This window comes from Anoxybacillus sp. CHMUD (assembly GCF_013096965.1).
Lineage (GTDB): Bacteria > Bacillota > Bacilli > Bacillales > Anoxybacillaceae > Anoxybacillus > Anoxybacillus kestanbolensis_A.
Genome location: NZ_SDLG01000005.1, coordinates 63,273 through 82,570 on the forward strand (window position 1 = coordinate 63,273; position 19,298 = coordinate 82,570).

At 43.7% G+C, this 19,298-nt stretch carries 19 protein-coding genes; 2 read left to right on the forward strand and 17 right to left on the reverse strand.

The features are described 5' to 3' along the window. Positions 1-50: 50 nt before the first annotated feature. From tkt to yneA, 4 genes are all read right to left on the reverse strand, one after another. Positions 51-2,054, reverse strand: coding sequence for a transketolase (tkt, locus tag ETB99_RS04975; RefSeq protein WP_171700058.1), 2,004 nt, complete (start codon positions 2,052-2,054; stop codon positions 51-53). A 145-nt stretch (positions 2,055-2,199) separates the two neighbouring features. Beyond that, positions 2,200-2,430: a DUF896 domain-containing protein gene (locus tag ETB99_RS04980; RefSeq protein ID WP_006318312.1), complete on the reverse strand. Its 231-nt coding sequence runs from the start codon at positions 2,428-2,430 to the stop codon at positions 2,200-2,202. A gap of 6 nt (positions 2,431-2,436) precedes the next feature. Further along, positions 2,437-3,132: a YneB family resolvase-like protein gene (locus tag ETB99_RS04985; RefSeq protein ID WP_171700059.1), complete on the reverse strand. Its 696-nt coding sequence runs from the start codon at positions 3,130-3,132 to the stop codon at positions 2,437-2,439. A gap of 20 nt (positions 3,133-3,152) precedes the next feature. Beyond that, a complete protein-coding gene (yneA, locus tag ETB99_RS04990; protein WP_171700060.1) occupies positions 3,153-3,455 on the reverse strand; it encodes a cell division suppressor protein YneA in 303 nt (100 codons plus the stop codon). Positions 3,456-3,608: 153 nt separating this feature from the next. On the opposite strand from yneA, the gene lexA reads away from it, so the two are divergent. Beyond that, a complete protein-coding gene (lexA, locus tag ETB99_RS04995) occupies positions 3,609-4,226 on the forward strand; it encodes a transcriptional repressor LexA (protein ID WP_171700061.1) in 618 nt (205 codons plus the stop codon). A 44-nt stretch (positions 4,227-4,270) separates the two neighbouring features. Here the strand turns inward: lexA and glnA are convergent, their stop codons facing one another. The 4 genes from glnA to hflX all read right to left on the reverse strand — a co-directional run bounded on the left by glnA (position 4,271) and on the right by hflX (position 8,694). Then, on the reverse strand, positions 4,271-5,605 hold the full coding sequence (gene glnA / locus ETB99_RS05000) for a type I glutamate--ammonia ligase (protein ID WP_171700062.1): 1,335 nt from the start codon (positions 5,603-5,605) through the stop codon (positions 4,271-4,273). 54 nt (positions 5,606-5,659) lie between these two features. After that, positions 5,660-6,064 (reverse strand): MerR family transcriptional regulator, encoded by a 405-nt coding sequence (locus tag ETB99_RS05005; protein ID WP_077428335.1) that lies wholly within the window; start codon positions 6,062-6,064, stop codon positions 5,660-5,662. 100 nt (positions 6,065-6,164) lie between these two features. Beyond that, on the reverse strand, positions 6,165-7,433 hold the full coding sequence (locus tag ETB99_RS05010) for a methionine gamma-lyase family protein (RefSeq protein WP_171700063.1): 1,269 nt from the start codon (positions 7,431-7,433) through the stop codon (positions 6,165-6,167). Between the two features lie 13 nt (positions 7,434-7,446). Then, complete coding sequence (hflX, locus tag ETB99_RS05015) at positions 7,447-8,694, reverse strand: GTPase HflX (protein ID WP_171700065.1); 1,248 nt, start codon at positions 8,692-8,694, stop codon at positions 7,447-7,449. Positions 8,695-8,839: 145 nt separating this feature from the next. Here hflX and ETB99_RS05020 point away from each other — a divergent pair, with 145 nt between their 5' ends. Further along, positions 8,840-9,448 carry a trimeric intracellular cation channel family protein gene (locus tag ETB99_RS05020; RefSeq protein WP_004890631.1) on the forward strand — a complete coding sequence of 203 codons (609 nt, stop codon included), beginning with the start codon at positions 8,840-8,842 and terminating at the stop codon, positions 9,446-9,448. Between the two features lie 35 nt (positions 9,449-9,483). Here the strand turns inward: ETB99_RS05020 and ETB99_RS05025 are convergent, their stop codons facing one another. From ETB99_RS05025 to miaA, 9 genes are all read right to left on the reverse strand, one after another. Continuing rightward, the gene (locus tag ETB99_RS05025) at positions 9,484-10,638 is read right to left on the reverse strand and encodes a thiolase family protein (RefSeq protein ID WP_077428924.1); all 1,155 of its coding nucleotides are present in this window, start codon (positions 10,636-10,638) and stop codon (positions 9,484-9,486) included. Between the two features lie 14 nt (positions 10,639-10,652). Then, positions 10,653-11,498, reverse strand: a complete 846-nt coding sequence (locus ETB99_RS05030; RefSeq protein ID WP_171700066.1) for a 3-hydroxyacyl-CoA dehydrogenase family protein — start codon at positions 11,496-11,498, stop codon at positions 10,653-10,655. A gap of 11 nt (positions 11,499-11,509) precedes the next feature. Then, the gene (locus tag ETB99_RS05035) at positions 11,510-13,117 is read right to left on the reverse strand and encodes a long-chain fatty acid--CoA ligase (protein ID WP_171700067.1); all 1,608 of its coding nucleotides are present in this window, start codon (positions 13,115-13,117) and stop codon (positions 11,510-11,512) included. Next, complete coding sequence (locus ETB99_RS05040; protein ID WP_171700068.1) at positions 13,080-14,183, reverse strand: CaiB/BaiF CoA transferase family protein; 1,104 nt, start codon at positions 14,181-14,183, stop codon at positions 13,080-13,082. Before ETB99_RS05040 ends, ETB99_RS05035 begins: the two co-directional genes overlap by 38 nt. A gap of 11 nt (positions 14,184-14,194) precedes the next feature. Next, entirely contained in the window at positions 14,195-15,337 is a 1,143-nt protein-coding gene (locus tag ETB99_RS05045) for an acyl-CoA dehydrogenase family protein (RefSeq protein ID WP_077428330.1), read from the reverse strand. A gap of 12 nt (positions 15,338-15,349) precedes the next feature. Next, entirely contained in the window at positions 15,350-16,909 is a 1,560-nt protein-coding gene (locus ETB99_RS05050) for a fatty acid--CoA ligase (protein WP_171700069.1), read from the reverse strand. Positions 16,910-17,036: 127 nt separating this feature from the next. Further along, positions 17,037-17,966, reverse strand: a complete 930-nt coding sequence (gene spoVK / locus ETB99_RS05055) for a stage V sporulation protein K (protein WP_129000226.1) — start codon at positions 17,964-17,966, stop codon at positions 17,037-17,039. Between the two features lie 116 nt (positions 17,967-18,082). After that, complete coding sequence (gene hfq, locus ETB99_RS05060; RefSeq protein WP_004890637.1) at positions 18,083-18,307, reverse strand: RNA chaperone Hfq; 225 nt, start codon at positions 18,305-18,307, stop codon at positions 18,083-18,085. A gap of 35 nt (positions 18,308-18,342) precedes the next feature. Beyond that, positions 18,343-19,278, reverse strand: a complete 936-nt coding sequence (gene miaA, locus ETB99_RS05065) for a tRNA (adenosine(37)-N6)-dimethylallyltransferase MiaA (protein ID WP_006318277.1) — start codon at positions 19,276-19,278, stop codon at positions 18,343-18,345. Positions 19,279-19,298: the final 20 nt, after the last annotated feature.

Here is a 19,298-nt window from a genome sequence, read left to right on the forward strand (position 1 = left end):
CAAAAAATCTTTATTCGATAATAAAACGGGGAGCACATCTCCCCGTTTTATTATTTACTTAATAATGCTTTGACTCGCGCTACAACGTTTTCTACTGTAAATCCATATTCTTGCATAATTTTTTCACCAGGTGCTGAGGCCCCAAAGCGATCGATAGCTAAAATATCTCCTTCGTCACCTGTATAGCGTTCCCAACCAAGCGACGCGCCCATTTCAATCGCAAGACGTTTTTTCACATGCTTTGGAATGACGCTTTCTTTATATTGCGCTGATTGCGCTTCAAAACGGTCCCACGAAGGCATGCTCACAACAGAAACATGAATTCCTTCATTCGCTAACGCTTTTTGTGCCTCTACTGCTAGGCTAACTTCTGAACCAGATGCTAGCAACAGGGCTTGTACTTCTCCTTGAGCTTCAGAAACAACATACGCTCCTCTTTTCACTCCTTCATACGCACGCTCTGCTGTTGTCGCTAGCGTAGGAAGGTTTTGACGTGTCAATACAAGTGCTGTCGGACGATCCGTAGACTCTACTGCCAAACGCCATGCTGCCGCTGTCTCATTCGCATCTGCCGGACGAATGACGCATAAATTCGGCATCGCTCTTAACGAAGCAAGCTGCTCAATCGGCTCATGCGTTGGACCATCTTCCCCAACAGCAATGCTATCGTGCGTAAGTACGTATGTGACAGGCAAGCCCATCAAAGCAGCAAGTCGAATCGCTGGACGTAAATAATCTGAAAAGACGAAGAACGTACCACCGTACACTTTTACACCGCCATGGAGCGCCATACCATTTAACGCTGCGCCCATCGCAAATTCACGTACACCAAACCAAATGTTACGTCCTTCATAACTTCCAGGTAAGAAGTCTCCTGCTCCTTTAATCAACGTTTTATTTGAACCTGCTAAGTCTGCGGATCCACCTAAAAATTGTGGCACAACTTTTGCGATAGCATTCAATACTTCTCCAGAAGAAGCACGTGTTGCTAGACTCTTCCCTTCAGCATATACAGGCAACGCTTTTTCCCAACCTTCAGGAAGTTTACCTTCAATCGCCATGCGCAATTGTTTTGCTAAATCCGGATACTCCTTCTCATATTCAGCAAACAGCGCATTCCACTCTGCTTCTTTTTTCTCGCCAGCCTCTTTTACGACTTTTTCAAAATGGGCATACACTTCATTTGGAACGTAAAAATCTTCTTCAAACGTCCAGTTATACGCTTCTTTCGTTAGTTTAATTTCATCTTTACCGAGCGGCGCACCGTGTACATCCGCTGTTCCGGCTTTGTTTGGTGAACCGTAGCCAATCGTTGTCTTTACCTCAATTAACGTTGGACGTTCTAAATCTTTTTGAGCTTCAGCGATGGCTTGAGCAACTTCTTCAATATTGTTGCCGTCTTCTACGCGAATGTACTGCCATCCATACGCTTTAAAGCGTTGCTCTACGCTTTCCGAAAACGAAAGATTTAATTCCCCATCTAATGAAATATCATTTGAATCATAAAGCACAATGAGACGGCCAAGCTTTAAATGCCCTGCTAGTGAAGCAGCTTCTGCAGAAACACCTTCCATTAAGTCACCGTCGCCACAAATGGCGTATGTAAAATGATTAATGATTTCGAATTTGTCCTTGTTGTATGTAGCTGCTAAATGACGCTCTGCCATTGCCATTCCGACAGCCATCGCAATCCCTTGACCAAGCGGTCCAGTCGTCGCTTCTACCCCTGGTGTATGACCGTACTCCGGATGTCCCGGTGTTTTACTTCCCCATTGACGAAACTGCTTAATATCTTCCATCGTGACGTCGTAACCACTTAAATGGAGCAAGCTATACAATAGCATTGAACCGTGCCCTGCTGACAGCACAAAGCGATCGCGATTAAACCACTTTGGATTGCGTGGGTTATGATTCATAAACTTCGTCCATAGTGTGTACGCCATCGGTGCTGCGCCCATCGGCATACCCGGATGACCGGAATTAGCTTTTTCGATAGCATCAATGGACAACGTACGAATCGCCGCAATCGATAATTGTTCAATAGAGTGTGTCATCGTCTTCATCCTTTCATTTGCAAACATGTTCATCTTTTATGATATAGAAAAGTGCGTAAAATGTACAATGCTTCACAACATTTTTTTTGACAAACTGACGAAAAAAGAGAACATCTATACTCGTATGTTCTCCATGATAGGCGTATTAATGCAGGCGTTTTTTCTTACTATCCTTTAATTTTTGGGGAGTGACATCGTTTCCGTTCGGATCAATGACTTTCACGGCATGCAACGTTTCGATCATTGACGCACGAAACGCCGCAATATACTCTGTACGAAGTTGGAGTTGCTCTTGTTTTTCTTCGTCCGTAAGACCTTCCATTTTTGCTTTTTTAGCTAATGCATTAATTCGTGCAATTTTTTCAGAAGATAACATTCAACCTCATTCCTTTGTATTGATTTTTTTGCTCGTATCATCATACAAAAACTTTTCTTTGTTGACAAGTTGTTCGTGTTCTTTGTATCGCCGATGAACAGTCGCTTTAGATACATCATAACCAAATGAACGAAGCGTAGCCGCAATTTCTGTAAACGTTAAGCCATTTTGGCGTAAACGAACAATATCTTCAATCGGCACATCTTTCCGATCGCGTCCAGCGTGTTCACCAATGTTGCGCAAATTGTTTTCTGGACGATATCCGTTTTGGACAGCTCTTTGCATCCCACGTTTAATTTTTAAGTTATGTATTTTTCTTTGATACTCCTCTACAATGCTAATGATTTCTAAAACCATTGAGTCAGCCTCCGATAACTGAAGCTCCCCGCGATGGCTTACTGTATAGACGCGAATACCTTCTTTTTGTAAACAACGAAGAAGCGCAATTTTTGCATTTCCTCGTCCAAGTCTTGTTTCATCTTGAACAAGAACGACGTCAATATGATGTTGTTTGATTGCATCGAGCAGCTCCATAATTCCTGCGCGCTCGATATCATAACCGCTTGCTTGCTCTTCAATGATTTTGACAACATTCATGCCATATTCCGTTGCAAGTTGTTTAAGTTCCTCTCTTTGTCTTTGTAAAGATGTTTCTTGCGCTTGCTTCGTCGTACTTACACGACAATAAATAATTGCGTTCATTCGCCATCCCTTTCTACTGACTATTGTTTGTTAGCGACAAGCTGGTTCTCGCCATTTGATTTTAACACAGGGATCACGATTTTTTCACCAACAATTAATCGGTCGTCTGAACGTCGATTGACTTCCATCACCCATTCAATAAATTGTTGACGGGACAATCGATGTTCATGTTTATACTTATCCGCTAGTTCCCATAATGTATCACCAGCTGACACAGTAATTTCAACATACTTTTCTTTATCAACAGATTGTGTTACATGTAAAAACGCCCACACGAACAATGCACTAAATAAGATCATCATCACGTAATGTATTTTTCCCATATCATCTACCCCCTTAATACAGAACGTTTGTTTGTATTTATCATAACGAGAACTTTTGTTCGTGTCAACCTTTTTTTCGAACTTATGTTTGTATCCATGTACGAATATATGTTATAATGTGGGCAAAGATTGAAAAGGAAGAGGTGTATAAAGATGGCGAAATTATCAAAACGACAACAACAAATTTTGGACTTTATTAAACAAGAAGTGCGCACGAAAGGGTATCCACCATCAGTAAGGGAAATTGGCGAGGCAGTTGGTTTAGCTTCAAGTTCTACCGTTCACGGACATTTAGCTCGTTTAGAAAGCAAAGGGTTCATTAGACGTGATCCAACAAAACCTCGCGCCATTGAGATTTTGGACGAACATGAATCCATCCCGAGAACAAATGTCATCAATGTCCCAATCGTTGGAAAAGTCACAGCCGGACAACCAATTACTGCAATTGAAAATATTGAAGAATACTTCCCCCTCCCAGAACGGTTCGTCTCACCAGATGATCAAGTATTTATGTTGCAAATTGTCGGAGAAAGCATGATTGAAGCCGGTATTTTAGACGGAGACTACGTAATCGTCCGTCAACAACAAACAGCAAATAACGGGGATATCGTTGTAGCGATGACGGAAGATCATGAAGCGACAGTAAAACGGTTTTTTAAAGAAAAAGATCATATCCGTTTGCAGCCTGAGAACTCTTCAATGGAGCCGATCATTGTCCAAAACGCTACAATTTTAGGGAAAGTCATCGGTGTATATCGAACTATTCATTAAGAAAAAGAAACGGAAAAAAGCTAACGGAAAAACCGTTAGCTTTTTTAGTAAAGGCTCATATATTGTTCACGTTCCCACGGATGCACAGCCGTGCGGAACATATCCCATTCAATTTCTTTCGCTTCGACAAAGTGTTCGAATAAATGTTTACCGAGCGCATTAACAATTACTTCATCCGATTTTAAGTTTTGGAGCGCTTCTGCTAATGTTGCAGGTAAGTCAACAATACCTTCCTCTAAACGCTCCTCTTTTGTCATCACATAAATGTTGCGATCGACTGGCGCAGGTGGCGTCAATTTGTTTTTAATTCCATCTAGTCCGGCTGCCAACAATACAGCCATGGCCAAATATGGATTAGCTGCAGGATCTACACTACGCACTTCAATTCGTGTGCTCATGCCACGTGACGCTGGGATACGAATAAGTGGGCTACGATTACGTGCCGACCATGCAACGTAACAAGGTGCCTCATATCCTGGAACGAGACGTTTATATGAGTTTACTGTTGGGTTCGTTACCGCTGTAAAGTTTGGCGCGTGTTTTAACACACCTGCGATGAACTGTAATGCTGTTTCGCTCAGTTGTAATTGACCATTTGGATCAAAGAAAGCATTTTCACCATTTTTAAAGAGCGATAAGTTACAATGCATACCAGATCCGTTTACACCAAAAAGTGGTTTTGGCATAAATGTCGCGTGCAAACCGTGTTTACGTGCAACAGTCTTGACCACAAGCTTAAATGTTTGAATGTCATCACACGCTTTTACCGCATTTGCATACTTGAAGTCAATTTCATGTTGCCCTGGCGCAACTTCATGGTGAGACGCTTCAATTTCGAATCCCATCTCTTCTAATTCTAATACAATATCCCGTCGGCAGTTTTCTCCTAAATCGGTTGGTGCTAAGTCAAAGTAACCGCCATTATCGTTTAACTCTAATGTAGGCTCTCCTTTTTCATCTAACTTAAACAAGAAGAACTCTGGCTCTGGCCCTAGGTTGAACTCTGTAAATCCGAGCTCCTCCATTTCTTTTAGTACACGTTTTAAGTTGTAACGCGGACACCCCTCAAACGGTGTACCATCCGGATTATAAATATCACAAATAAAACGTGCCACTTTCCCTTTTTCAGCTGTCCATGGGAAAATAACGAATGTATCTAAATCTGGGTACAAGTACATATCTGATTCTTCGATGCGAACAAATCCCTCGATCGATGATCCATCAAACATCATCTTATTATCGAGCGCTTTTTGTAGCTGGCTCACTGGAATTTCTACGTTTTTAATCGTGCCGAGAATGTCAGTAAATTGCAAGCGAATATACTTTACATTCTCTTCCTTTACAATACGAAAAATGTCTTCTTTTGTGTACTTAGTCATACATATTCCTCCCCCAAAAATGAAAAGATCATTTATGTTAAAAACATAAATTCTTTAATGAAAAAAACGAGCGATATCGCCTTGACGAAGTGAAGCGCGATTAAAGCGACCTGCTTGCATCAGCTCGGCACGCAAAAGTTTGCGCAACTCCGCTTCCGACAAATCTTGCTTCATGACTTTCGGCGCAACAGGTGGCGTTGCTTCAGCGTGTTGTTGCTGACGTGAAGCAAAAATTTGTTTAATTCCCGCCAAATTAACCCCTTGCTCGATTAGATCTTTAATTTCAAGCAACCGATCCACGTCATTAAACGAGAACAACCGCCGATTACCTTCTGTCCGTGCAGGTGAAATAAGACCGTGTTCTTCATAATAGCGAATTTGTCGCGCTGATAAGTCTGTTAACTGCATAACGATACCGATAGGAAATAACGGCATGGAGCGACGAATGTGACTATTCATGTCGACCCCTCCTTACGTAATACGTATTTTTATTTTATTATATGTTAGTTTATATGTCAATGACACGTTACATTTTATCACATATTTTTTTCTGAAAATTTTATAATCGAATTAACTGTTTCTCAAGCAACTGATCAATTGCCATGCAAACAGCGATTTTGACATGTGAGTACGTTAGTCCCCCTTGGACGTATGCAACATATGGAGGCCGAATCGGGCCATCGGCGGATAGCTCAATGCTTGCACCTTGTACAAATGTCCCTGCCGCCATAATGACGTCATCCTCATAGCCTGGCATATAGTTCGGGTATGGGGTGAAATGGGCATTGACTGGTGATGCAAATTGAATCGCCTGACAAAATGCAATCATTTGTTCTGCATCATCAAATTGCACCGATTGAATTAAATCTGTACGTACTGCATCCCACGTTGGATACGTATTCATTCCAATCCGTTCGAGCATCGCTGATGTGAAAACCGCCCCTTTTAACGCTTGTCCAACAACATGCGGAGCTAAGAAAAAACCTTGATACATTTCTTGCAAACTATATAAAGAGGCGCCTGCCTCTCCCCCGATTCCCGGAGATGTCATGCGGTACGCACACATCTCGATACATTCGCGTTTACCAACGAGATATCCTCCCGTTTTTGCTAATCCGCCACCTGGATTTTTAATAAGTGAACCCGCCATTAAATCGGCACCAACATGGCACGGCTCTTGGTTTTCCACAAATTCTCCGTAACAGTTATCAACAAACACAATAACGTCTTGTTTGATTGCTTTGACAAAATCAATCATCTCTTTTATTTCGGCGATAGTGAACGATGGTCGAGGATCGTACCCTTTCGAGCGTTGAATACCAATCATCTTTGTCCGTTCGTTGATCGCCTGTTTGACCGCTACGAAGTCAACTTTTCCTTCTGGAGTGAGCGGTACACTTTGATAGCCGATATGAAACTCTTTTAACGAGCCGATACCTTTGCCACGAATGCCGACAATTTCTTCGAGTGTATCGTACGGTTTGCCAGTGATGTATAAAAGCTCATCGCCGGGGCGCAAAATGCCAAATAAGGCAATCGTAATGGCGTGCGTACCGGAAATGATTTGCGGACGAACGAGCGCCGCTTCCCCACCGAATACGTCCGCATACACTTTTTCAAGCGTATCACGTCCGATGTCATCATAACCATATCCCGTTGATGGAATAAAATGAGCATCGCTCACTTGATGGTGACGAAAACTCTGCAAAACACGATATTGGTTATAGTCGATCCGCTCGTCAATTGCCCGATGAACTGGCGCAATTTGTGCTTCAATTTCTTTGACGAGCGCTTCAATTTTTTCTCCATGAGTTAAATGTTGAAACATAAAACAACCCTTTCTATTTTTGATATGTTCTTAGTTGTGCTAAAAGTGGATGTTCTGGCAATAAATAGCCGCTACACTCGTACATACCACTTTGTTCATTGAAATACATGTGTTGCACAATCGTTTCTGCTTTTAGTTGTGCAAGCAATTTTCCTGCAAACGACGGAATCGCTACATTATAATGTTCCATCGCCTCTATCATTTTTTGTTCAATAAAATGGCGCAAGGTTTGGACGTCTTGTTCATGAAAGGCACTCACTAACAAATAGTCCGTTTTCGGGCTTGGCACGAAGCTCGGAAGGACGATGTCGCGTTTATTATACACGGTAGCAATTGGAATAGATGTCGCCTCCAACTCCTCAAGCAAGCGGTAAACAGTTTGTTCATGTTGAATATAGTTCGGATTGGACGAATCGACAATATGTAAAATCAAATCAGCTTCTTTCACTTCTTCTAACGTCGAACGAAACGCTGCAACAAGCGTTGTCGGCAAGTCTTGAATAAAGCCGACCGTGTCCGTCAACAGCGCGGTGTAGCCGCTTGGCAGCACAAGTTTTCTAGTGAGCGGATCCAACGTAGCGAACAATAAATTTTCTTCCAACGCATCTGCGTTCGTTAGGCGGTTAAAAAGCGTGGATTTTCCAGCGTTTGTATAGCCGACGAGCGCAATTTGAAACACAGCATTTTTTTTCCGTCGCTCACGATACCGTTCACGATGTTCGACGACCGCTTTTAGCTGCGCTTTAATTTCATCGATGCGACGGCGAATATGACGACGATCCGTTTCTAGTTTCGTTTCCCCCGGTCCCCTCGTTCCAATTCCACCACCTAAACGAGAGAGTTCTACACCTTGCCCGCTTAACCGAGGCAAGATGTATTGTAACTGAGCAAGCTCAACTTGCAATTTCCCTTCTTTTGAACGGGCTCGGCTTGCGAAAATGTCTAAAATAAGCTGCGTCCGATCAATGACACGCACGTTTAATACCTTCGTTAAGTTGCGGTTTTGGCTTGGTGACAATTCATCATTAAAAATAACAACATCTGGTTCAAACTGTTCAATAAGTCGAACAAGCTCTTCCACTTTTCCTTTACCAATATATGTAGCCGGATGGATCGTGTCCCGTCTTTGTGTGAGACTTATGACTACCTCACCATTTGCCGTATGAACGAGCGAGGAAAGCTCTTCCATCGAATACGAAAACCGTTCATCATCAACATGTGGCAACTGACACCCAACAATAATCACTCTTTCTTTTTGCATATTTTCCCTCTTTCCTGTTGAACGTCTGTTCTCATCATAACAAATCTTATGTAAAAGTGCTATGACTGAAAAATGAGCATTGATTTTTTTATATTTTACACATAAAATTTTAACGTGATGTTACACGACAGAAAGGAATGCGACGATGACTTGGGAAGTATTAAGTATGATTGGCACCATTGCCTTTGCGATTAGCGGAGCCATTGTTGCTATGGAAGAAGAATACGATGTTTTAGGAGTGTATATTCTCGGAATTGTAACCGCATTCGGCGGCGGTGCTGTACGCAACGTATTAATTGGTGTACCTGTATCGATCCTTTGGCAGCAACAAACTCTTTTTTTGATTGCGTTTATTGCGATGACGATTGTCTATTTGTTTCCGCAAAAAATGCTACCACATTGGCAGCGGTGGGGGAATTTTTTTGATGCCCTCGGTCTTTCAGCGTTCGCTATTCAAGGAGCGCTATATGCTGTTCAAATGAATCGTCCGTTGAGTGCAGTCATCGTCGCTGCTGTATTGACCGGGAGCGGTGGGGGAATGATCCGCGATGTATTGGCCGGAAGAAAACCGCTCGTATTACGGGATGAAATTTATGCTGTGTGGGCCATTGTCGCTGGCATTGCAGTCGGAACCGGAATCGCACATTCTTCAATTAGTTTGTATGTATTGTTTGTTATTGTTGCAACATTGCGCATTTTATCGTATACATATAACTGGAAATTGCCAAATAAATCGTTGAAGGCAGGAAACTGAAATCGGATGTCTCGATGGAAACATCCGGTTTCTTTTTATTCTTCCCACCGTTCGATGATGGTCGCAGTGGACATGCCGTGCCCGATGCAAATCGTTAATAAGCCGTAGCGCCCCTTTCGTCGTTCGAGTTCGTGAACGAGCGATGTCATCAGTTTCACGCCCGTTGCGCCGAGCGGATGGCCTAAAGCGATAGCACCACCGTTAACGTTCACTTTCGAAAGGGGAGCACCGATTTCTTTTTGCCAAGCGAGGACGACAGGCGCAAACGCTTCGTTAATTTCGACAAGGTCAATATCATCAATGGTGAGGTTTGCTTTTTGCAACACTTTTTTCGTCGCTGGAATGACACCGTCAAGCATATATGTCGGGTCGGAGCCAACGACCGTTTGCGCGACGATTTTTGCTTTCGGCTTCAAGCCGAGGCGAAGCGCTGTTTCGCGCTCCATCAGTAGCGTCGCCGCAGCACCGTCGCTCATTTGACTTGCGTTTCCAGCCGTAATTTTTCCGTTTGGTTTAAAGACCGGCTTCAATGTCGCCAACGCTTCAAGCGATGTATCTTGGCGCGGTCCTTCGTCGGCTGTTACGATGATGTCGTTTCCATCTTTATCAAGCCCGTGGATGGGTATGATTTCTTCGGTGAAACGACCTTCCGCTTGTGCCCGAAGCGCCCGTTGGTGACTTTCATATGCATATTCGTCCAACTGTTCTCTTGTCAATCCGTATTTTTCGGCAATTAGTTCCGCAGAAACGCCTTGGTGCACAAACTCGTATTTTTCATGAAGCGATGCTGGAATCGTTCGCTCGTTTCCGTCGCTTAAAATCGGCACTTTCGTCATGCTTTCGACGCCAGCCGCAATCGTAATATTCATATCACCTGATTTAATTTCTTGCGCAGCGAAATGAATCGCTTGCTGTCCCGACCCGCACATCCGGTTGATTTGCACCGCCGGTACTTCCACCGGAAAGCCTGCCTCTAATGCTGCTAGCCTCCCGATATTGTAGCCTTGTTCGCCAATCGGCGTTACGCATCCCATCACGATATCTTCGATCAGCTGTTTTTCAATCCCCGCTCGTCTCACGACTTCATCGAGCACCACAGCTGCTAAGTGAACAGGATGTTTGTCACGGAACACCCCGTTTCGCTTGCCAACAGGAGTGCGTACCGCTTCGACAATCACGACTTCGCGCATATCTTTCCCTTCTTTCATTCGTATGTGTAAAATCCTTTGCCTGTTTTTCGACCGAGATGCCCCGCTTCGACAAGTTTGCGAAGCGTTTGTGGTGGACGGAATCGGTCGCCATACGCTTCTGTCATATTTTCACTCACAAACAACATCGTATCTAATCCGACTAAATCGGCAAGTTCTAATGGTCCCATCGGGTAATTCAGCCCGAGGCGAATCGCTTTGTCGATATGCTCGGCGGAAGCAACTCCTTCTTCGTACATGCGAATGCATTCAATCATATGCGCCGCAAGCGCTCTTGTTGTCACAAATCCTTGCATATCTTTGACAACGACTGTTTCTTTGCCGATTTCTTCGGACAGTTGTTGAATCACTTCGATCGTTTGTTCGGATGTTGCCACGCCTTTGACGGTCTCAATGAGCTTCATGACTGGCGCTGGGTTAAACCAATGCATGCCGACGATTTGGCTCGGACGTTTAGTCGCTGCAGCAATCGCCGTGACGCTTAATTCTGACGTATTTGTCGCCAAAATTGCTTCTTGTTTCGCATAGCGGTCAAGCTGTTCAAATACTTGTTTTTTGAGCGACAAATGTTCTGGCACCGCTTCGATGACAACGTCCGCTTCTTTTACTGCTTCTTGCAAATTCGTTTCGGTTTGGATGCGGGCAAGAATAGCCGTTGCTTCTTGTTCTTGTAGTTTACCAGCCTTTACAAAGCGAGCAAGGCTTTTTTGAATCGACTGCATTCCTTTTTCAAGCGCTGCTTCGGAAATATCGTATAAATAAACCGTTTTTCCGCCCATCGCTAGCGACTGGGCAATGCCGCTTCCCATTAAGCCAGCACCGATGACTGCAATTGTTTGCATCGCTACTCCCCCTATTGAACATTCGTGAAATAATCGTGCAATTGTTCGCGTAATTTCATTTTTAAAAATTTTCCGACACTTGTTTTCGGAATTTCGTTCATAAAAATAATCTCATCCGGCAGCCACCATTTCGCAAATTGCGGACGTAAAAAGTCGTATAGTTCCTCTTTTGTCACATGTTTTCCTTCTTTCACTACCACGCAAGCGATCGGTCGCTCTTGCCATTGCGGGTGTGGCACCGCCACAACGGCAGCTTCAAACACCGCTTCGTGCGCCATCAAGGCATTTTCTAAATCGACAGACGAAATCCACTCCCCACCGCTTTTAATGACATCTTTCGTCCGATCGACGATTTTAATAAACCCTTCCTCATCGACAGTGACGACATCACCTGTATATAGCCAACCATCGCGAAATGCGTCTTTGCTTCGCTCATCGTTGTAGTATTCGTCGGCAATCCACGGACCGCGCAAGCATAGTTCGCCCATTTCTGTTCCGTTCCACGCTACTTCGCCGTCTTTGCCAATCACTTTCATTTCTACCCCAGGGACAAGAAATCCTTGCTTTGCGCGAATATCCAATTTTTCTTCGTTCGATACGTGCTGCTGGTAGCTTTTTAGACGCGATAAAACGACAAGCGGACTCGTTTCCGTCATGCCGTAGGCGTGCACGAACGGGATGCCGTATTTTTCTTCAAAGGCTCGAATCATTCCTTTTGGAGCTGCTGAACCACCGCATAAAATGCGCGTCACACTGCGTAAATCGTACGTGCCTTTTTCCAACTCATTCAATAAGCCAAGCCAAACGGTCGGCACACCAGCGGCAAGCGTCACTTTTTCTTGTTCCATTAGTTCTGCCAATATTTTCGGTGTAAATGCCGCCCCCGGCATAACGAGCGTCGTCCCAAACCAAACCGATGCAAACGGCAAGCCCCACGCATTCGCATGAAACATCGGCACGACTGGCAGCGCCACATCCGATTCCGACAGCGCCGCACTATCAGCAAGACCTAACGCCATGCTATGGAGAACGATGCCGCGATGGGAGTATAACACGCCCTTTGGATTTCCAGTTGTCGCGGACGTATAGCACATCCCAGCAGGATGATGCTCATCGATATCTTTGACAAACGAAATCGGCTCGGCTTGTTGTAACAATTCCTCATAATGATAAACAGGCGACAGCGTCGTCTCGGGAAGCGTGGGGTCATCGGTCATAATGATAAACGCTTCGACATTTATTTCGTCTTTCACCCGTTCAATGAGCGGCAGTAAATCGTCGTCAATCAATAGCACACGGTCGTTGGCGTGATTAATAATATAGGCGATATGTTGCGGCGACAGGCGAATGTTAATCGTATGCAACACCGCCCCGATGCCTGGAATGGCAAAATACGCTTCTAAATGGCGATGATGGTTCCATGCAAACGTACCGACGCGGTCTCCTGTATGGACGCCAAGTGTTCGTAATGCGCTCGCAAGCTTTCTCGTCCGTTCGCCAATTTCTTGATACGTGTGGCGGACAAGCCCGTTCTTCATCCGCGAAATGACTTGTTTTTTCGGAAAAAACATTTCTGCCCGTTCAAGCATTGTCGCAATATTTAATGGAACGTTCATCATATGCATGCACTCCTCCATGTTCGTTTAGCTTTGGTGCTTTTGTACGTTTTGTAAAAAAATGTTCGTCATAACGAGTCGCCACTTCAATTTGGTCATTGTCGATATGAATCATTTTTCGGTACGCGTTATTTGCAAACCACGTTTTCGCTTCATTCGTTTCGAATACCGGCGTTAAGCAACAATCGACTTGCTCGGCAAACGCAATCCATTGTTGGAACGTTTTTGTGCGAAACAACTGCTTTATTTCTAGAAAGAGAGGATTGTCGTCACAAGCTGCCGATAAATGTCCTTCATACCATTCTGGCTTTTCGACTGCGCCACAAAAATTGCGCCAAAAGTGTGCTTCCAGCGCGGCAAGCGCCATATAGCGCCCGTCTTTCGTTTCGTACAAATGATACGACACAACCGTTCCAGCTAATACAGGAATCCCGTTTTTTTGCCCCGTATAGTGTTCTACTACAAAATGGTTTGTCATCATTGAAAGTAAGCCGTCGACAAGGGCAACGTCTATATAACGCCCTTCTCCCGTCCGCTCCCGGGCATACAAAGCAGCGGCAACTTGTTCGACGACATGCATGCTCGTAATGAGATCGGCAAGCGTGATCGTCGGGTGAATCGGACGGCCGTTGTCGTCTTTGAGTTGTGCTAAGACACCGGTCAGCGCCATATAATTTAAGTCATGACTCCCAAACGACGCATACCGGCTATGTTGACCGTAGCCACTAATCGAACAATATACGATCGATCGGTTGAGGGCGGATACATCTTCATAGCCAAGCCCAAACTTTTTCATGACACCGGGGCGGAAACTTTCGATAACGACGTCTGCTTCGCGGATAAGCTGTTGCGCGATTTGAACATCTTGCTCGTCCTTCAAATCGAGCGCGATGCTTTTTTTATTTTTATTGTTCGCGTCAAAAAGGTAATCATCGGCTAACTCCCGCATTCGATCGCCTGTTTTCGGCTCGATTTTGATTACTTCCGCCCCTAAATCCGCTAAGCGAAGACTCGCAAACGGACCGGGGAGATAATGGGAAAAATCAATCACTTTTATTCCAGCAAGCAACAAAATCCCCCCTAAAGCCCAAGATGTTTCGCAATGATCATTTTCATCACTTCATTCGTTCCGGCATAAATGGCGCTCACCGGAATATCGCGGTAACGTCTGGCAATCTCGTATTCTTCCATATAGCCATAGCCGCCATGAAGCTGCATCCCTTCCGAAGCAACACGCTTTGCCATTTCTGTCATCCACCATTTCGCCATCGATACGTTTGCTACGACGTCTTTGCCTGCGATATGCTGTTCGATGACATCATCAAGAAACGCGCGCCCTAACGCAATTTCCGTCGCCATTTCCGCAAGCCGAAATTGGACGGTTTGAAATTGGCTAATCGTTTTCCCAAACGCCGTACGTTCTTTCACATACCGCTTCGTTAAGTCAAACATCACTTCTGCTGCTGTTTGTGCAGCAATCGCAACAATGAGCCGCTCTTGTTGCAATTTTTCCATTAAATAGTAAAATCCTTTTCCTTCTTCTCCAAGTAAGTTTTCCACCGGAACTTTCGCGTCGCTAAAAAATAACTCCGCTGTATCTTGGGCATGCAATCCGACTTTTTCGAGCTTCCGACCGCGTGTAAACCCCGGTGTTTCTCGCTCTACCACAAGCAAACTAATTCCTTTATGCGGCGGGTTCGCACTCGGGTTCGTTTTGCAAACGACGAGGACTAAATCCGCATGAATGCCATTTGTAATGAACGTTTTTTGCCCGTTGACGATATAATGGTCACCTTGTTTCACCGCCGTTGTTTGGATACCTGCTAAATCAGAACCTGCGCCTGGTTCGGTCATCGCAATGGCGGTGATGAGTTCTCCAGATACACACCTCGGTAGCCATTTCTTCTTTTGTTCTTCTGTGCCGTACGAGGCGATATACGGAACGACGATATCGTTATGCAAGCCGATGCCGACAAGGCTAGACCCTACTTTTTCTAACTCTTCATTGATAACGACTGAATAGCCGAAATCGGCACCAAATCCACCGTACGCTTCATCTACCCACGGACAAAGAAATCCGTTCTCCCCCATTTTCCGCCAAAACTCCCGTGGAATGATTCCTTGTTTTTCCCATTCCGCATAAAACGGGTACGCTTCTTTTTGCAAAAACTTTCGGAACGCCTCCCGAAAAATGTGATGTTCTTCATGCAAATATGTTGCCATGTTGTCCCCACCTTATGATTGCGCCATTTTTTTCATTTGTTCACGCAATAAAAACTTTTGAATTTTTCCGCTCGCATTGCGTGGCAGTGCCTCGACAAAATAGTACGCGCGCGGTCGTTTGTACGGAGCGAGCTTGTCGCTTTGTTTACAAAACTCCTCTAATTGTTCGGCGGTAAGCTGTAGATCTTTTTTGACGACGAAAGCAACGACTTTTTCTCCCCATAGCGCATCTGGCTCGCCAAGCACTGCGACATCAAGCACGCCCTCATGTTCGTAAAGCACGTCTTCTACTTCGCGCGGATAGACATTTTCGCCGCCGCTAATAATCATGTCATCGACGCGGTCGGCCACGTATAAATAACCGTCTTCATCCATATAGCCTAAATCGCCAGAATGATACCAGCCTTTATACATCGCTTTTTCGGTCGCATCTTCACGGTTGTAGTAGCCAACCATCATGCATGGACCTTTAACGATAATTTCGCCAACTTGTCCCGGTGGCAAGATGTCGTCTGGGTCGGATGGACCGTCTTCGCGCGGTTTGACGATGCGAATTTCATGGTTTAAGCACGCACGCCCAGCAGATCCAGCTTTCGTTAACTGCTCATCTTCGTACAAGAACGTCACAGCTGGTCCCATTTCCGTCATGCCGTACGCTTGGATTAAATCAATGCCTAACCGCTCTTTGCATTCTTTCACAAGCACTGGCGCCATCGGAGCGGCTCCGTATAGACCGATGCGAAGCGACGATAAATCATAATCGGATAATTTTTCTTGCAAGAGCATATTCCACATCGTCGGTGCGGCAAATAAGACGGTAATTTGTTCTTGTTCGATGACCGTTAATACTTGTTTCGGGTCGAAATGATGAACAATTACGTTTGTTGCGCCAGCATGGACGCGTGGAAGGAAGCAACAATGCAATTCTGCGCAATGGAACATTGGTGCGGTGACAAGCCCTCGCTCTGTTTCGCGAATGCGCATGACCGAATTGCAAATTAAACTTTGTTCGATCATATCGCGGTGGCGATGCATCACTCCTTTTGGCCGCCCTGTCGTTCCGCTTGTATACATAATCGCATACAAATCATTTTCGGAAACGTCGATGGCTGGAAGTTCGTTGCTTGCGCATTGGATTTGTTCGTGATAAGAAGCAGCGTACGCTGGCACCTGTCCGTCAATGATCCAAAAAGAAATGTGTGGAAATTCGTGATGAATGGCTGTGATTTGTGGTTCGACTGCTTGTTCAAATAGCACGATTTTTGGGGTAGCATCCGCTAAAATGTAAGCGATTTCTTTTGGTCGCAAACGAAAATTAATCGGATTGAAGACAGCGCCGATTTTGGCGCACGCAAAAAAAGCAGTCGCCAGTTCTGCCGTATTAAATAGCACAGTCGATACACGGTCTCCTTTTCGCACACCCGCTTTTAAGAAAGCGTTTGCAAGTTTGTCCACTTCTTTTGCCCATTGTTCGTACGTGTAGCGAAGGTCTGTACGAACATCAACGAGCGCTTCTTTTTTCGGGAACTTTCTTACCGTCTGTGTGAACACTTCACCAATCGTTAAATACAAAACAATCCCTCCCTTATATTTTTATATCGATATAAATAATATTTTTTATTTTCAGATTATATTCTACAAATAAAAAAGAAACCCTTCTTTACTCACATAAAAAAATAGGAAAGGCTCCCTTTCCTATTCATTCAACAACTAGGTCACGTTCACGTATAATCATTAATTCTTTTTTATCGTAACGCCCTTCGTGCAACAGACGTACCGCTTGTTTTCGAATTGCTTTTTCAATCAAATTTCGAATGTAACGGCCGTTGCTAAATTTTCTTTGATATCCGTCGGCTAATAGTTGCTCAATATGTTCACGTAGCTTTCGTTCTGCTTCATTAGTAAGCTCGTATTCTCTTGTATGAAGCATTTGTTTTGCAATTTGTACAAGTTCCTCTGCTGTATAGTCAGGAAATTCAAGTATTAACGGAAAGCGTGACGGCAATCCTGGATTTAAAGATAAAAAATAGTCCATTTCGGCTGGATATCCTGCTAAAATAACGACTAAGTCATCAGAAAAATCTTCAATTCCTTTTACTAACGTATCAATCGCTTCTTTTCCAAAATCTTTCTCCCCTCCACGCGCAAGGGAGTATGCTTCGTCAATAAATAAAATACCTCCACGTGCTTTCTTAATTAAGTCACGTGTTTTATTGGCGGTATGACCGATATATTCGCCAACTAAATCCGCACGTTCTGCTTCAATAAAATGTCCTTTAGATAACACATTCATTTCTAAAAATAACTTACCAAGAATACGAGCAACTGTCGTTTTCCCAGTCCCGGGATTCCCTTTAAAAATCATGTGAAGAGACTGTTTATTTCCCTTTAATCCATTTGCTTGACGTGCTTTATTAATGTATAACCATGCGTAAATTTCTTTAATTAATTTTTTCACTTCACTTAGTCCAACTAACTCATCTAGTTCCTTCTGAATCTCTTTCAATACTGCATGTTGATGATAATCAATGCGATTCGGTGTTTCTTCTTTCGGTAAATAATTAACGTTTTTCGCATTAAGCACGATATTAATTTGACTTTTTGTTTGCTTCATCGTCAACTCTGACAAGGCAACGTCACCTCTCCTTCATCGTTGCTTCTTTTATCAATATACGCTACCATCGCCCATTTCGTGACAAATGCCTAACGAAAAAATCGCCCACCGATATAGGTGAGCGATATATCTTACTCAATCTCAATTTTTACGTTTTTTTGTGGTGCAAATGTGGAAATGGCATGTTTATAAATTAATTGTTGTTTTCCATCCACTTCTAACAATACTGTGAAATTGTCAAATCCTTTCACTAACCCACGCAATTGAAATCCATTTAGCAAAAATACAGTAACCGTTGTTTCTTCCTTCCGCAATTGGTTTAAAAACTGATCTTGAATGTTTATCGTGTTTTTCATTGCTTCGTCCTCCTCTTTTTCTCTCTACATTACGTTTACATATTCGACTGAAAGTGAAACTTTCCTTCTATGTAATGCAAAATTTCACTCACTCGTCTTTCAAATATTGTATCATCGGTCATGTCAAACCATTGAACAGGCATTTGATTTCGGAACCATGTGAACTGACGCTTTGCGTAGCGACGAGAGTTTTGTTTCAATTGTTCGATTGCCTCTTTCAGCGTAAGCATCCCGTCAAAATACGCATATAACTCTTTATAGCCGATTGCCTGAATTGCTTGACAGTCACGTAAACCTTGTTTATATAATCGTTTCACTTCTTCAATCAACCCTTGATCAATCATTTGATCTACTCGTTGATTAATACGTGCATATAGCTTCTCTCGTTCCATTGTCAATCCAATAAGTGCTACGTTATATACCAGCTGACGTTTTTGCTCTTTCAGCCATTCTGTCATTGTTTTTCCTGTACAATGATAAATTTCTAACGCACGAATGACACGACGAACGTTATTCGGATGAATGCGTTCTGCACTTAAGGGATCAATTTGTTTCAGTTGTTCATACAACTCATCAGGTGAACAACGTTCAAGTGACTGGCGATACAAGTCGTTAGAAGGGGCGTCTGAAAATTGATAATCGTAAATAACAGATTGGATATATAGCCCTGTACCACCAACGATGATCGGAAGTTTTCCTCGTTTCGTTATATCTTTAATAAGTGAACGGGCAAGCGTCTGAAACTCTGCCACAGAAAAAGATTCATGCGGCTCCTTTATATCTAATAAATGATGTGGAATACCTTCCGTTTCTTCTTGACGAATTTTAGCTGTTCCAATATCCAATCCTTTATATACTTGCATCGAATCGCCATTAATAATTTCCCCGTTTAAGCGTTTCGCCAATTGTATACTCATTTTCGTTTTCCCTACAGCCGTTGGACCGATTAACACAACGACTTTCTCTCCCATAAAATACCACTACTTTCCAT

What these genes read in the sequence shown, in the direction of transcription:
- tkt (WP_171700058.1), bottom strand. Translation starts at nt 2,054, where the DNA reads ATGACACACTCTATTGAACAATTATCGATTGCGGCGATTCGTACGTTG.
- ETB99_RS04980 (WP_006318312.1), bottom strand. Translation starts at nt 2,430, where the DNA reads ATGTTATCTTCTGAAAAAATTGCACGAATTAATGCATTAGCTAAAAAA.
- ETB99_RS04985 (WP_171700059.1), bottom strand. Translation starts at nt 3,132, where the DNA reads ATGAACGCAATTATTTATTGTCGTGTAAGTACGACGAAGCAAGCGCAA.
- yneA (WP_171700060.1), bottom strand. Translation starts at nt 3,455, where the DNA reads ATGGGAAAAATACATTACGTGATGATGATCTTATTTAGTGCATTGTTC.
- lexA (WP_171700061.1), top strand. Translation starts at nt 3,609, where the DNA reads ATGGCGAAATTATCAAAACGACAACAACAAATTTTGGACTTTATTAAA.
- glnA (WP_171700062.1), bottom strand. Translation starts at nt 5,605, where the DNA reads ATGACTAAGTACACAAAAGAAGACATTTTTCGTATTGTAAAGGAAGAG.
- ETB99_RS05005 (WP_077428335.1), bottom strand. Translation starts at nt 6,064, where the DNA reads ATGAATAGTCACATTCGTCGCTCCATGCCGTTATTTCCTATCGGTATC.
- ETB99_RS05010 (WP_171700063.1), bottom strand. Translation starts at nt 7,433, where the DNA reads ATGTTTCAACATTTAACTCATGGAGAAAAAATTGAAGCGCTCGTCAAA.
- hflX (WP_171700065.1), bottom strand. Translation starts at nt 8,694, where the DNA reads ATGCAAAAAGAAAGAGTGATTATTGTTGGGTGTCAGTTGCCACATGTT.
- ETB99_RS05020 (WP_004890631.1), top strand. Translation starts at nt 8,840, where the DNA reads ATGACTTGGGAAGTATTAAGTATGATTGGCACCATTGCCTTTGCGATT.
- ETB99_RS05025 (WP_077428924.1), bottom strand. Translation starts at nt 10,638, where the DNA reads ATGCGCGAAGTCGTGATTGTCGAAGCGGTACGCACTCCTGTTGGCAAG.
- ETB99_RS05030 (WP_171700066.1), bottom strand. Translation starts at nt 11,498, where the DNA reads ATGCAAACAATTGCAGTCATCGGTGCTGGCTTAATGGGAAGCGGCATT.
- ETB99_RS05035 (WP_171700067.1), bottom strand. Translation starts at nt 13,117, where the DNA reads ATGATGAACGTTCCATTAAATATTGCGACAATGCTTGAACGGGCAGAA.
- ETB99_RS05045 (WP_077428330.1), bottom strand. Translation starts at nt 15,337, where the DNA reads ATGGCAACATATTTGCATGAAGAACATCACATTTTTCGGGAGGCGTTC.
- hfq (WP_004890637.1), bottom strand. Translation starts at nt 18,307, where the DNA reads ATGAAAAACACGATAAACATTCAAGATCAGTTTTTAAACCAATTGCGG.
- miaA (WP_006318277.1), bottom strand. Translation starts at nt 19,278, where the DNA reads ATGGGAGAGAAAGTCGTTGTGTTAATCGGTCCAACGGCTGTAGGGAAA.